The sequence below is a fragment of the Pseudoalteromonas sp. PPB1 genome, assembly GCF_015356275.1.
GTDB classification, from domain to species: Bacteria; Pseudomonadota; Gammaproteobacteria; order Enterobacterales; family Alteromonadaceae; genus Pseudoalteromonas; species Pseudoalteromonas rubra_D.
Map to the genome: position 1 here is coordinate 141,566 of NZ_JACEQV010000010.1, position 14,448 is coordinate 156,013.

Annotated in this window: 12 protein-coding genes; 2 read left to right on the plus strand and 10 right to left on the minus strand. The window is 46.8% G+C overall.

Annotation, left to right across the window (positions count from 1 at the left end):
• Window positions 1-6: 6 nt before the first annotated feature.
• Window positions 7-1,566, plus strand: coding sequence for a fibronectin type III domain-containing protein (locus IY568_RS12145; RefSeq protein ID WP_194867680.1), 1,560 nt, complete (start codon window positions 7-9; stop codon window positions 1,564-1,566).
• A 118-nt stretch (window positions 1,567-1,684) separates the two neighbouring features.
• Here IY568_RS12145 and IY568_RS12150 read toward each other — a convergent pair whose 3' ends face one another.
• The 3 genes from IY568_RS12150 to IY568_RS12160 are packed head-to-tail and all read right to left on the minus strand — an operon-like array spanning window position 1,685 to window position 5,320.
• On the minus strand, window positions 1,685-4,222 hold the full coding sequence (locus IY568_RS12150) for a hypothetical protein (protein WP_194867681.1): 2,538 nt from the start codon (window positions 4,220-4,222) through the stop codon (window positions 1,685-1,687).
• 1 nt (window position 4,223) lies between these two features.
• Window positions 4,224-4,550, minus strand: a complete 327-nt coding sequence (locus IY568_RS12155) for a hypothetical protein (protein WP_125562401.1) — start codon at window positions 4,548-4,550, stop codon at window positions 4,224-4,226.
• 26 nt (window positions 4,551-4,576) lie between these two features.
• The gene (locus IY568_RS12160; protein WP_194867682.1) at window positions 4,577-5,320 is read right to left on the minus strand and encodes a hypothetical protein; all 744 of its coding nucleotides are present in this window, start codon (window positions 5,318-5,320) and stop codon (window positions 4,577-4,579) included.
• A 179-nt stretch (window positions 5,321-5,499) separates the two neighbouring features.
• Between IY568_RS12160 and IY568_RS12165 the strand changes: the two genes are divergently transcribed.
• Window positions 5,500-5,967, plus strand: a complete 468-nt coding sequence (locus tag IY568_RS12165; protein ID WP_138539371.1) for a hotdog fold domain-containing protein — start codon at window positions 5,500-5,502, stop codon at window positions 5,965-5,967.
• Window positions 5,968-5,998: 31 nt separating this feature from the next.
• On the opposite strand, the gene IY568_RS12170 is transcribed toward IY568_RS12165, so the two are convergent.
• From IY568_RS12170 to IY568_RS12200, 7 genes are all read right to left on the minus strand, one after another.
• The gene (locus IY568_RS12170; RefSeq protein WP_164517587.1) at window positions 5,999-6,607 is read right to left on the minus strand and encodes an outer membrane beta-barrel protein; all 609 of its coding nucleotides are present in this window, start codon (window positions 6,605-6,607) and stop codon (window positions 5,999-6,001) included.
• Window positions 6,608-6,766: 159 nt separating this feature from the next.
• Window positions 6,767-7,141 carry a bactofilin family protein gene (locus IY568_RS12175; RefSeq protein ID WP_194867683.1) on the minus strand — a complete coding sequence of 125 codons (375 nt, stop codon included), beginning with the start codon at window positions 7,139-7,141 and terminating at the stop codon, window positions 6,767-6,769.
• The gene (locus tag IY568_RS12180; RefSeq protein ID WP_194867684.1) at window positions 7,131-8,228 is read right to left on the minus strand and encodes a M23 family metallopeptidase; all 1,098 of its coding nucleotides are present in this window, start codon (window positions 8,226-8,228) and stop codon (window positions 7,131-7,133) included. The genes IY568_RS12175 and IY568_RS12180 overlap by 11 nt, the downstream gene beginning before the upstream one ends.
• Window positions 8,229-8,356: 128 nt before the next feature.
• The gene (gene fahA / locus IY568_RS12185) at window positions 8,357-9,670 is read right to left on the minus strand and encodes a fumarylacetoacetase (RefSeq protein WP_194867685.1); all 1,314 of its coding nucleotides are present in this window, start codon (window positions 9,668-9,670) and stop codon (window positions 8,357-8,359) included.
• 156 nt (window positions 9,671-9,826) lie between these two features.
• Window positions 9,827-10,873, minus strand: a complete 1,047-nt coding sequence (hppD, locus tag IY568_RS12190; protein ID WP_010385091.1) for a 4-hydroxyphenylpyruvate dioxygenase — start codon at window positions 10,871-10,873, stop codon at window positions 9,827-9,829.
• Between the two features lie 430 nt (window positions 10,874-11,303).
• A complete protein-coding gene (locus tag IY568_RS12195; RefSeq protein WP_138539366.1) occupies window positions 11,304-12,740 on the minus strand; it encodes a peptide MFS transporter in 1,437 nt (478 codons plus the stop codon).
• Window positions 12,741-13,018: 278 nt separating this feature from the next.
• Window positions 13,019-14,227 (minus strand): DUF642 domain-containing protein, encoded by a 1,209-nt coding sequence (locus IY568_RS12200; RefSeq protein WP_138539365.1) that lies wholly within the window; start codon window positions 14,225-14,227, stop codon window positions 13,019-13,021.
• Window positions 14,228-14,448 lie beyond the last annotated feature (221 nt).

Here is a 14,448-nt window from a genome sequence, read left to right on the forward strand (position 1 = left end):
GCTGTTATGTCTAGGTATTTTAAATACCGGTCAATGATGTCTTGTGCCGGTCTGATGCTGGCCTCAGGGCCTGTGCTGGCTGTGAGTTTGCAGATGCCCAGCCTGGTGGAGTACGTGCTGAATGATGACCCGCCATATCAGAGTGGCAGTCTCTGGCTACCGCCTGTCAGTGAAAGCGACACGGTCCGGCTTGGCTGGCAGATAGATGCTCAGGCTGAGCGCTTTGTATTACAGCAAAGTAATAATGGCGGCGTTAGCTGGCAAACTGTCTATGAGGGCACTGAGCAGGATATAGAACTGGGTGGTTACACCAATGGGGTTTATTACTTCAGGGTACAGGCATGTGCGTCAGGTGCCTGTACTGGCTACGTAAAATCTGCGCCGCTCAAAGTCGCAATCCCAGAGGCCGGTCCGCAAAGCGTAGTAGCCACTAAGCAAGGAGAAGAGGTCAACGTAGCCTGGCAACCAAGAAGTAGTGCACCAGCAACACAATATCGGGTATATGAGAGCTTAAATGGTGAGGAATACCAGATGGTGAGTGCCACTGTGCAGCCGAGGATCCAGCTTCAGCAGGCAAAAGTGGCAACGACCCGATATAAGGTAAAAGCATGTACTGATGAGCTTACCTGTAGTCGGTTTTCACCTGCTTCTAATGAGGTCGGTGGGCTGCCTGCACCAGAAAATTTGAGTGCAGTAGATAAGGGCGCACAGGGCGTGCAACTAAGCTGGCAAAGTGTGGGCACTGATACACAGGATGTGTATTATCAAATTGATTTTAGCCTCAACTATTCAAACTGGGTGGTGCTTGCCAATAGCACAGAACCGAGCTATTTGATGCAGCCAGTTCCTGAAGGAAAGATCAAATTTCGGGTAAGGGCGTGTGATAAGACAAGCTGTTATGAAGTGTCTCAGGCGACCAATCAGATCTCCCGTTTTAGTTCACAGGCTTGTCTGGACAGTACCAAAGGACTGAATGTTTTTGCTACGAATGATGGCTACTATCTGCGCCGTCAATTGGCCTATACCAGTAGTAAAATTCTGCCAGGTAAAGTGCTCATTCCGTATGCCAGTCAGTCACATAACTCAGCGGCATATTGGTTTGTGAGTAAGAATAGCCGCGATCAGTGGCAGCTAAGTAACTCAGATCATCAGCAATTTAATAACGCGAAAAAGCAGCAGAGTAATATGCTGGTGACTTGTCACTTGGATCCGCGTTCTCAGCGACCAACTTTACAGCTAAAAACCATAGGTTCGACACAGAGTATTGATTTGCAGGCTGATCTACTGAAGGGAGAGGATAATTCAGAGCAATATTTCTTCTTCCCATTGGTCGTTCACATTGGCCAGGCTGCTGATATCCGCTGGCAGATCCCACAAGGCACGGAGTGTCGATATGAAGAGTTACTTTTTGTTGGACGCGGTGCAGGTGAATTTGTTGCGGTTAAAGCACGCAATGAAGGGATTGAGTTCATTTGTAGCAGCCAGGGAAGTGCATGGCCCTATCTGGTGCCTGTACAAGTACAGAAGCTGGGAGCCCCTAAATTTGTTAGTCCTGTCAGAAATTAAGGGTTAAGTGGTGCTAGTTTAGCGGCGCCATATTGTTTGATTAAGGACAGTTAGGTTTAACTGGCAATAACTAAAAAACGAGGCCAAACTTAAGCTTGGCCTCGTTTTTTAATAGGTGCTAGTTATTTACCCTCAGTTCAGGCGCTTTCAACTTGATTAGCGTTGGAGCGATATAGACCCAGTTACTACACTGCCCAGCAAAGAAACAAGCACGCATCCTGTATGCACGATTTTGGCTATTAACCAGTTGATATGTAGTTGTATCGGCACCTAACTCAGCGTCAGTTTGCCATTGGTAGTTGCCAGCACGCAGACAATCTTTGATGCACAGGGTATTTTGCAACTGATAACTCTGGGCGTTTTGTAGTTTGCGCCAGGTTAAAATCTCGTCTGTGCGCGTGACTTCAAGCGTTGCCTTGACAACATTAACCGCAAGCTCGGTAAGTTGTTTATCATTGCAGATCTCCGGGTGTTTGTTGTCACAGATCTCAATATAGAAATAGTACTCACCAGTTTGTGTTAAAGGGGTACCCTCAACGTACTGGCTAAGTGTTGCACTGCCCGATGAGCGCAAAAAGAAGGTAGCAGAGACATCTTCAGAGAAGTTATCAGGCATGTGCCAGTTAAATTGTGGCGCAGAAAAGCGTGCTACCTCATCAGATAGGAGAGTAAAGTTCGGCGTTGGCAGTGTGTTGCCTTGCAATCGATAGTGTACTCGGCTTGGAATTCCACATTCTCCGTTACTTAAACAGGGAGAAACTTCGACGAAAGTTGTGCCTCTTCTGAATATCGGTCCACGGCGAATACTGGTTTCGGTCACACCATTTTGCCAGATAAAACGCTCTGTGGGTTCACCAGCCTTTGCACTGGGTTTTTCTATAGCAATGCGATAAAGCACTGGCTCATTAAACTGGGCTGGTTTTTGCCAACTGATCAAAACCTCATCGCCATATCCTATATTCGTTTTGTTTACACTCAGTTGCCCAACCCGAACCGTGTTAATTGAATTGACCACTTCGATGTTAAATGTTTCGGTGAAGTAATCATTCACTTTAACTGTAATGTGATAAGTGCCGGGGTCGAGGATGCCAAAGTCATAATGATAATGTTGACTGCCTGGCACGGTGCGCCATTCTTCCTGATTAACTTTGACTTTCAGGGAGTCAATATATGGACTACTCAGTGTGCTGGCTTCCAGTGTCAATGGATGCTCCCTTGTGATCACTCCATTATTCACATGACTGAACTTTAACTGGTAATCAGGCTTGGCTGGCACTGAGAGAATTCTCGCAACAGAGCTCTTGGGGCCGCAGCTTAGGCTGCGGTCCATACCAGGCGCAACTCGGTTACACGCCCGCACAGTGGCATTGAGTAATCCTGTTTGGGTTATCTTCGCTCTGACGTGGAAGTTACCGTCATTATACTGGCGACGCAGAAAAGGTACGACACCATAAATGGAGCCAAGCCATTGATCATTGAGCTCAAGCAAGTAGTAACCATTTGGTGCGGCAACGACCTCGTCTGAAGGTTGCCAGTGAAAGAGCACTTCCTCACCGGTCTGAACATTCAATATGTCGGTGGGGCGTGGCTCGAGCACGTCTGCGGAGACATGGAAATCATCCACTACTTTAACTGGTCTGACATACGGGGTAGGCGGCACACCGACAAAGGCATACACAGTTTGGCTATGGGGTCCGCAATACTCTGTACCAGCCAGCTTGTTACACCCTTGAATCGTTATCTGATGAGCGCCTGTGCCAAGGTGATGTAGTTCAGTATGAAAGGCACCCTCACCATATTTACGGTTCAAATGGGTAAGAGAACGATATATGGTGCCATCGCGGTTGCCATTGATAAACAATTTATAATAGCCCACAAGTGGCGGTGCAACTTCCTCGGAGGCTTGCCAGTGCAACACGAGCGTTTGCTGGGTGTCGACTTCAATAGCCTGCTGCTGATGGAAATCTAGTGTGTCAGGTAGCCCGATAGCTATGCCCTGCGGTGCGTGTAACGGCTGAGCATATACCCTGAAGTCGACAGGCTCGATACGTTCTTGGTTTACTTTAAGGTGAAGTGTATACGCACCAGCGGGTTTGGCTTCAATAGAAAAGACATATTGTCCGTTTACCAGCGTAAGAGGGTGCCAGGTTTGACCATCTAAACTGGCCATAACGGAATCTGTTGGCGCATCAGTCAGGGGGGCTATCCAGATTTGCCCAGATTGGTTTGCTGTCAGTACGTCATTGTTAGTACCAAAGTCAAAGTCAAAGCGGCGCACTACATCAAGAGTGAGAGTCTCGGAGAACTGGCTACACTGCACACCGTCGCAGGCTCTGACTTTAAGCTGATGTTTGCCCGGCTCTGTAAAGTACAGGTCGAGGCTATTCTCACGGACTTGTCGAGCGGTGCCATTATGCCAAAGCTCATGGTAAGTGGCTTCTACAAATGGTTGCCATGACAGAGTGAGTTGTCGATGTGTTGTAATATGCGCAGGTGTAGATAACCAGCTCATTGTACCGGCAAGTGTTTTTGCTGGGTGTTGCGAAATAAGTTCACTGGTTTGCTGTGGCAGCCAGCCTTCGGATTTCACCTGTGTGGGTAAAATCATCGCGCCGCCAAATAGTATCAGCAAAGTAAGCAGTCTGTATATTGACATTTTAATTCCTTAACCTTACCTTGCTCAGCCGCCTTGCAGCCGGGTAACTCTGGCAGGTTTGCGACCCATCGACTTCTACTTCTTTGTTGCTGGTGTAGGCAGAGAGGAGTAGGGTATAGAGTGCATGATCGCTGGCACTCGTTGGGTCAAGCCACCAAAGCTGGGCATTGTCGCTTAGATTAACCTGACAACCCGTTTGGCTTGATGTGGCACTCAGGGTTACTAACACCCGAGTTGCCTGGACTTCTATGTTCAGAATGTTGGTCTTTGCCATCACTGAGCCACAAGCCAACATCAGCAACGCTGAGCAAAGTCGTAAGATTTTCATTGTGTTATCCTTATCAGAATGACAGTTCAGTCTTCTTTGACCAGACACAATCCTGCGCCGCAGATTGGGTGTTCAGTTTCAATGATCTCGTAACTGGTTTTGTTTTGGCGATTGAAGCAGCTGTAGTTTTGGGCGTTTCTATCCGCTGAGCTGGTAAAAGGTGCATTTTTATCACCCATAATGTAGTTACCATGGTGATAAACAGGAACACCATGTGTAGACAACCCTTGTCTGCCTCGGCAACCGCTATATTCGTGTTGGATCTCTGCGTTGTTATAGTGGATATTTAAGGTTTTATAGTCGACGCCACCTTCATCATCGATGTAAGTCCAACGATACTGACCGCTATCGTAGGCACTATTTTTATAGTGCGCGGTATCCACCAATGTGCCAATGCGAGTAATGCCGTCGCTCGCGTACAACCCAATTGAGCGGGCATTTGAGTTACCGGCGTTAGTATTGGGCGCCAGACGAAGACTTTGTACTCGCTCTACCCCAGCCAGATCCGCACAGTCCTGAGCCGACGTGACAGCCACAGCTTGTTGTTTTGCTACAGCAGTAATAAGCAAAGAATACATGGCACGGCCTGAGTGACTGTCCAGACTGACCGAGCGTAACTGGTTCTTGTTCTCTGCTACACATGCAACTGTGCTGGGTGCCATGGAGCTGGTTGAGAATAAAACGATGTTGTTTTCTATCTCAATTTGAGTAATTGGTCCGGCAATTGTTAATGGTGAGCACAGTGCGCATAGTAAAGCGAGCTTGTTCATGTATTTGTCCTTTGATTTGTCATTATATAAGTCTATTAATCGGCGCAATCGTAACACATTTGGGAACTAATCATATCCACCTCAGGAATAAGTGGTTGCTTTATAACTTTTTTCATCATTGGTTAAACTGGTCAGATGTGTTAGGGTTGGGTGTTATTTTATTCAACAGGTTAAGCGTTATGGCAACACCCTTATTAAAAACCTACAAGAAGTTTAAATGGTTGCCCTTTGGCAACTGGCTATTCAGCAAGGCGGTCTGCAAACGAGCGCCTTATTTTGGCACCATCAAGCCTAAGATTACTCACCTCAGTGAAGGACGGATCACGGCGCAGATGCCTAACCGAAAGGCGGTCCACAATCACATTGGTACAGTCCATGCGATTGCGCAGTGTAACCTTGCAGAGTTATGTGCTGGTGTGGTGACTGATGCCAGCATTCCGTACAAAACACATCGCTGGATCCCTAAAGGGATGACGGTGCAATACCTGAAAAAAGCCGAAACAGACCTGCGTGCAGAAGCGACGATTTCGCTACCACGCCAATGGCAGGATAAAGAGGAGCTAATCGTTCCGGTTGAGGTATTCAATAGTGAAGGGGTTAAGGTTTTTCATGCCGATGTCACTATGTATATTTCGGCGAAAAAGTAAAACAGGCCCGCGATTAGCGGGCCTGTTTTAATCAGAAAGTGTAGCGGTACTTCACTTCTGATTGGGTGTAATCCACACCATTGGTGTACTCAAGGATAACACTTGAATGGTCAGTGAAGCTAAAACGAATACCTGCATTTAAATAGACGCCGTTTTCGTTTTCAATGGGGCTTGGAAAGTCCATCATTTCATACCCGAGCTGCGCAAATCCATCCACGCGTTTGCCGAATGAATGCTCGTACTCACCATAAATACGGCGGGTATCTACAACTGAGTTAGAGCGATTAGTGGATACTTCAAACTCACCAACCTGAGCGCCAACTGCCAGGCGTCCATTGTCCGTTGAACGCAGAATGTAGCCCAGATTAAATGTCGTTTCGTCAACGTCATAGTCGTCATCTAAAAGCTTGTCGAAGAATGCCAGACTGTCTGAATGCTGATCGATTTTGAGTCCCATAAAGATACCGTTGGCAAATTCATAACTACCAGCAATGATAAACCCCTGAGGATCAACTGAATTCGGTGCGCCATCCAGGCTGGTCTCACCATAACCTACTTCCAGGTAGCTTTTGCTCAGCTCTGCAGCCTGAGAACTCAAAGATGCCGTTGCCAGTAGCAGGCCTAGTATATGCTTGTTCACTATATATCCTTTTAAACGTTAAGTGAGGAATAAAAAACGAGCTGTGAAAGCTCGTTGTTTTGTCATATGCGTGAAATGTATCACTATTGGATACGATATAGGAAGGTTAAGTTGATGTTTTTGTGTTATTAAATGTTACCTGGAAACATTTTCTGATACTCACACTTCGCTGGCTTTATCCAGTGGTGTGACGTTAGAAGGTTCAACACGATGATTCAGCTGACCCTGAATATGCGCACCGGCCTGAATTGTCAGCGTGTCATGTTCGATATCACCCGTGACTCTGGCACTGGGCTCCAGGGTCACACTGTCTGCACGTATACCGCCTTGTACCTGACCGCGCACCTGCACTTGCTTGGCAGTAATATTACCTTCGACGATACCTGAGTCACCAATAATGAGCTGGGTGACATTAAGATCGCCAACGACTTTACCATCTATCTGGATTTCGCCATCGCAATGAATGTTACCTGTGATTTCGGTGTCGGGAGAAATAAGCGAGAAAGGAAGTGAAGTTTTCTTTTTATTGAACACGTTTGAGCACTCTTGCCAGTTTTACAGGGTTTATATGCTTTTTATCCTGTAACACCTCATAATGCAAGTGTGTACTGGTACTACGACCTGTGCTACCCATCAGGGCAATTACATCTGATTGCTTAACCGTTTGGCCTCTTTTCACTTTGATGGTGTGCAAATGACCATAGCGGGTCACTATGCCATTGGCATGTTGAATCTCAATAAACTTACCATAACCGCCATTTTTGCCAGCTTTTTTGACCACACCATCAGCCGGAGCAATGATTTGAGTTTTGTGCCAGCCTGCCATATCCACCCCTTTATGATAGGCACGGCGGCCTGTGATGGGGTCTTTGCGAAAGCCAAAGGCGCTGGAAATATAATACTTGTCGTGCGCTACGGGCATCATTTTTGGCGTGGAGTGTAGTAAGTTTTCCAGCTGATTGAGTTGCACCGAGTCATCGATAAGCTGGGTATAGCTGTCATTTAGCAGCGTTGCATCAACCTGGTGATATGGACCACCCTGAGCGGAGTTGCTTTCGGTTGACAGTGTCAGGCCTGCTTCATTAAACCCGGCCATCAACTGATTGTGACGCGCCGAAATAACGGCCTGTAAGGTGGTAAGTAATGCAGCCTGAGCATCATTCAGCTCTGTACTTTGTTCCTCAAATTCATGACTGTCACTGATCGCGGGCTGTGTTTCCGCCTGCGGTGTACTATCTGGTAAAGAAGTCGGAGAGTCTGTTTGTTCGGTGATAGAGGTTGGCAGTGCACTGACAATTTCACTGAGCACTGTGTGTTGTTCGTTTAAAGTTGCCAGCTGAGTGTGCTGCTGCGCCAGTTTTGCGCTCAGTTGTTGCTTTTCTTGTTCCCAGCTTTGCGCTTTGGCTCTAAGTTCAGATTGTAAGGCATTGACTGTATCTTGCTGCTTAAAAAACGCTGATGTACTGATAACTAACCAGCTAAGAGCACTACAAACCAGCGCTAGTGCGATAAATTGCAACCAGCCGGGCACAACCATCAGACTAACCTGGCCGTTCTGGCGCAGCATTAGTTGTTTAGGTTGAAATAGTGATGTGATCAGGCGTTTGATATAGCGAAACATAACACGTAAAAATTAAAAATAACGACTCACTTTAACAATTTTTATGCAAAAAGCCAGTATTTACTTACAAAAAAAAGGTGTACTTAAGCACACCTTTGTTTTGTATAGGAATAGTTTTTCGCTTGCGATTATTTCGCTGGCAGAATAGTGCCTTCGACTGAACCGAAACCGATACGTGCAAAGCCGTTGGCTTCACACCAGCCACGCATAATGACCTTGTCACCATCTTCCAGGAACTTACGCTCTTCGCCATTGTCCAGGGTGATGGTCTCTTTACCGCCACGTGATAGCTCTAACAGTGAACCCGCTTCTTCGTGCTCTGGACCAGACTGAGTACCTGAACCCAGCATATCGCCTGGCAGGAAGTTACAGCCGTTTACTGTGTGGTGAGTCACCATTTGCGCCACTGTCCAGTAGCTGTGCTTAAAGCTGGATTCTGACAGCTTGCTAGGCGCAGCATTGGCTTCGCGCATTTTCGCTGTTTCAAGTAGTACGTCCATTTGGATATCGAACGCACCAGCTTCACGGTTGTGTGCAGACTCCAGATAGTCCAGAGGCTGAGGATCTTGCTCATCACGGTGCCAGTTGGTGCGATACGGCGCCAGGGCTTCTGTAGTAACAATCCAGGGTGACACAGTTGATGCAAAGTTTTTCGCCAGGAATGGACCTAATGGCTGATATTCCCAAGCCTGAAGATCACGAGCAGACCAGTCATTGAACAGGCAGAAACCAAATACATGGCTTTCGGCATCTTCAATTGAAATAGAGTCACCCAGTTCATTGCCTTTACCCAGGTAGATACCCAGCTCCAGTTCGTAGTCCAGACGCTTACAAGGGCCGAAAGACGGTGTATCTGCATCAGGTGCTTTTGTCTGACCTTTAGGACGAGGGAAGTTCTGACCAGACACATCAATTGAAGAAGCACGGCCGTGGTAACCGATTGGTACCCACTTGTAGTTAGGCAGTAAAGGGTTGTCCGGACGGAACAAACTACCTACCGCTGTTGCGTGGTAGATTGAGGTGTAGAAATCAGTGTAGTCGCCAATGTGACAAGGTAATGCATATTCAACGTCAGATTGTGCAACCAAGGCCGCCTCTAGTGCGCCCTGATGCTCTGAGCCTTCACGAAGTGCACGAGACAATGCCAGGCGTAGTGCAGACCAGTAGTTCTGGCCCATACCCATGAACTCATTCAGTTTAGGTGCATTGGCTGCTTCAACGGCATCCTGTGCTTCACCACTGAAAATACCTGCACCAGCAACCACTGCCAGATCCAGTACCTGATCACCAATGGCGACACCGCCACGGAACTCTTCAGCGCTGTCTTTGCGGCGGAATGAAGCAAATGGCAGGTTTTGAATTGGGAAGTCGGTACCGGCCTGGTTCGCGCTGGCAACCCAGCTTTTAAGATTAATGTCGTGCGTTTCGTTGATAAAAGACATGGTCTTTCCTTTTTGCAAGTTTGAGGCTGCTCTCAGATGTGGTGATAGCGTTCTGGTTTTTCAATGCAACATCTGAGTCTCAGACAAATTAAACGGCAAAAGCAGCCAGAAGGCATGGCCCCAAGCTGCTTTTAATTATCCACTCTCAAAGGAGAATTAGATCACGCCGCGGCGTTCCTGATCACGCTCGATAGACTCGAACAGTGCCTGGAAGTTACCTTCACCGAAACCACCGTCGTCTACACGCTGGATCATTTCGATAAAGATAGGGCCGAACAGGTTCTTAGTGAAGATCTGAAGCAGGTAGCAATCTTCGCTCTGGCTGTCTACCAGGATCTGGTGCTCTTTGATCTTGTCACGGTCTTCTTTAACCCAAGGTACACGGTCAAAGATAGTGTCGTAGTAGTGATCAACAATATCTAATGTTGCAATGTTAGTCTGGTCAAGCTTGTCCAGTGACGCAACCAGGTCATTGGTCAGGAATGCCAGGTGCTGTACGCCCGGGCCATTGTACTCGTCCAGGTACTCGTCGATCTGGTTGTTGTTGTCGTCTTTACCTTCGTTAATTGGAATAGAGAAGGTGCCACATGGAGACTTCAGTGCGTATGACAACAGAGCAGTCTTCTGACCTTTGATGTCGAAGTAACGAACTTCAGTAAAGCCGAATACGTCTTTGTAGAAGTTTGCCCATGTTTCCATGGTGCCTTTGTATACGTTGTTAGTCAGGTGGTCGATGCGCAGGAAGCCTTTGTCTTCAACGATGACTTGCTCTTCCAGCTCAACGAAGTCTTGCTCAAAGATAGAGCCTTTGTCACCGAATACGTCGATGAAGTAGATCAGGCTGTCACCGATACCGTAAATAGCTGGGTAAGGCAGATCTTTGTGTGTTGAATCGGTCGCTGGTTTTGCACCACGCTCTACCGCGATTTCAAACGCTTTTTGCGCGTCTTCTACACGCCAGCCCATTGAGCAGATAGCTGGGCCGTGGCTCTTAGCGAACTCTGCAGAGAAACCGCCGCGCTCTTTGTTCAGCAGGAAGTGAATGTCATGCTGGTTGTAGTATAGGATGTCTTTGTCTTTAAACTTTTTCAGTTTAGAAAAACCAAAATCGGCAAAAATCTTTTCCATGTAGTCCGCATCTGGTGTTGCGTACTCGGTAAACTCAATGCCTACTAGGCCTAGAGGATTTGTTACTTCACTCATTGTCATACTCCCGCTTTAAAGCACTGGATCGCTATTTGTTTTGTGCTGTGGATGATTAATCAAAATGACCAAAAGGGGAAGCTATGGGGGTGAATTAGCAAGAGGGCGAAATGTAAATTCTGTCGTACAAATTGTCAGGGTTATACGGATTGAGTGAACAGGATAATTTTTTCGATTATAAGTCTCGATTTGTTCTGTAAATTGGATTGCTTGGCTCCAGTATATTTCAAAGGAAATAACTTATCCATATGATAAAAAAGTACTTTTTAGTTCATTGCTGACAGCGATATTATGGTGGAACTTTTAAGGGGACGGTCTCTGTGAGAGGTAAATTTTGCCTAGGTGTATCGGTAAGTTTACAAAAGAGAGTCAGAAACAGAAAAGCCGCACAAATTTAGTGCGGCTTTTTACATGAATCACAGAACGAAAATTACTGTCTTTCGCCCGAGATCTCTAATTCTTTCTCAAGATAATGCTCCTGAGTGTGTGGCTCGTCAGTGCTTCCCTCAGCACCATGCATCCAGTCAACCAGCTTATTACTGAGCAGGTACATCGCCAGAGCAGACAACAAGGCAGTCGCACCCAGGCCGATGAAAATGCTCATGGCGTTGTTCATTGCTTCCTGGCCTTCACCAATGAATGAACCAACGAAACCAGCGATCTTGTTTGCAACCGCTGTACACAGGAACCATAAACCCATTAATAGTGATGCCAGACGTAGCGGTGCAAGCTTACTTACCATAGATAAACCAATTGGTGACAGGCATAGTTCACCCAAAGTATGGAACAGGTAGAAAAGTACCAGCCACATCATGCTGATCTGTAAGTTGCCAGGATCGCTGCCTTCAGTGATAAGCGCCATCATCATGGTCAAAAAGCCGAGCGCCAGGAATACCAAAGCGATGGCGAACTTGACTGGTGAATTAGGCTCACGTTTGTCGAGTTTAAGCCAAATCATTGCCACCAGGGGTGCAAAAATAATAATGAAGATAGAGTTCAGAGACTGGAACCAGGAAGCCGGAATTTCAAAGCCCATCAGCATACGGTCTGTGTAGTCAGCGGCAAATAGGTTCATCAGACCACCTGCCTGCTCGAAGCCCATCCAGAAGATAATACTAAATACACTCATAGTGAAAATAACACGGATGCGGTCTTTTTCCTGGCTTGTTAGTGGCTCTTTGGTGTTGCTGTTAGATTGCTGCTGAGACAGCTTGGCAGCAGGCACCACACCGATGTCGCCCAAATATTTCTGGCTCAGGAGTAGTTGCATTACAACGGAGATCACCATACCGATACCCGCAGCGATGAAACCTGCTTGCCAGTTGATCTGTGCTGCAACATAACCAGCGATAATTGGACCCAGCGCGCCACCTAAGTTGATACCCATGTAGAAGATAGTGAAAGCTCCGTCACGGCGTTTATCACCTTCCTGGTACAAATCACCAACCATAGTTGAAATGTTTGGTTTGAACAGACCATTACCAGCACACAGCAATGCCAGACCGACATAGAAAACTTGCTCTTCCATACCGGCAACCAGGCTGTGTGGTATACCCATGGTGAAGTGACCTGCGGCCATCAAGATACCACCCAGGATAATGGCTTTACGTTGACCCATGACATTATCAGCCAGCCAGCCACCAATTAATGGTGTCAAATATACCGCCATGGTAAAGGTACCATAGAGGCTTAGTGCATCGGCATTGGTCCAGCCGAAGCCACCATTTTGTACCTGAGCAACCAAGTATAAAACCAGAATTGCACGCATACCGTAGTAGCCAAAGCGCTCCCACATTTCCGTGCCGAAGAGTAAGAACAGGCCTTTTGGATGACCCAGAAACTCACCGCGATTAGGTAATGAATTCATATTATTCCCATTTCAATCAAATGTGTTGTGTTGGCCTTAATATTATCGATGCTGTAGGTACTGCTGATGACAGTATTACTCTGCATACTTTGAACGGGTGGCCAGTCCCCAAATGATTTACAAGTTAGTGCAATGTTGACTAACTATGCATTAAAAGCGCGTCAGTATACCTAGTGGGGTGGCGATGGGGAAGCCTTACCAGCTGGGTTAGACGCTTTTTGTATACAAAAAAACAGCCGGTCTGGCTGGTTTTTGCGCATATAGAACAAATGTGCCGGTTATCGGCAGAAATTGTCGACAAACGTCAGGTCATTGATGTGCTCAGGACCTTCCATCACTAATGTCGCAACGGCGGTATTTGGATTGAGCTGCCAGATTTGTGCATTGCTGCCATCTTCACGACCAGATACATACAGTTCGCCACTGTCTGTGATTGCCAGGCCTGATGCCCAGTTCACGCCGTGTTCACCAATCTTCGTAAGTTCCATGTTACCTTCGTCAAGGGTATACAGCGCCTTGCCGGTTAAGACGTAAAGCACGTTCCCGTCTGCTGAGTAAGCAATGTCACCATGGCTGAAATCGTCGCCTGAGTAAGACAATTTACCAAGCACGGTTTTTTCACCGCTGGTCATGTCAAAATCGTACATATACGTCTTACTGGTGCTACGTAAAGAGATACCGTCAGGTGTGACCGCAGAGCGATATAAAGGCCATGATTTAGTCTCAGCTACGCTGTACTGCTGATTACCGTTCAGGTCCAGTGCCCACAGAGTGGACGCTTTAGTGCTATTGTTGGTCTGTTCCATGAAGTACAGTACGCCATCTTTACTGGCGATATTCGAGGCGGTGTGTGTGACACCCGATACTGTGCTGTACTGACCTGCATCCAGGTCAAAGTGGTAGACGAAACCGTTTTGTGCAGAGCCGTAGTTATTGATGCCAAACAGACCAGTTACACAATCTGCGGTAACAGACACATTGTCCAGTAATGCGCCGTAGGAATCTGAATTACCTGCACCCACGAATTTCAGTGTACTTTCAGCGCTGTCAGCCGTCACTGTGATGGTGTAATGTTGCCAGCCGCGTTGTGTACCGTTTAGTTCCGCGATTACCTGGTCGTCCCAGTAAACGGTTGCTTTGTTGGTGTCTGCATTATTGGTAACACGCGGTGAGTAGTAGAAGCTCACGACATACTGCTTGCCCGCTTCAGTCGCAACACTTTGGTACGCACTGTAGTTACGGGTTGAATCCAGCTCCAGGTATTGTTCACCATCCTGAGCCTGGATAAGGCCAAGGCGATTAGTTTGAATTTCAAATTTTGCAGAGCTGCGATTCCAGCCAGGTAGGGTTCGCATCAGGCTCCAGGAGCCGTTGATGGTGTTTGATTGCTCAAAAGAACCGTTAGTGATCAGATTGTCACTGGCATTTGTAGCAAAGCTACTGATTAGGGCGGCACTCAGGCCAAGCGCGATAACTGATAATTTCATAGATATACTCCAGGGCTTCACTCTATTCGTGTAAATAAAATGTTATCCCTAATCAATTTTAACTAGTCCCATTTTCTTACTTTTACACGGTCTGGTCAATTACAAATCAAAAAATGACTGTTAGTTCCTATTTATGCCTCAATTTTAGAATATAAAAGTAGTACCAAAGGGTTGGTTTTTACACGCTGTGTTCCTAATACTTTTACATGTCATCTGATCTA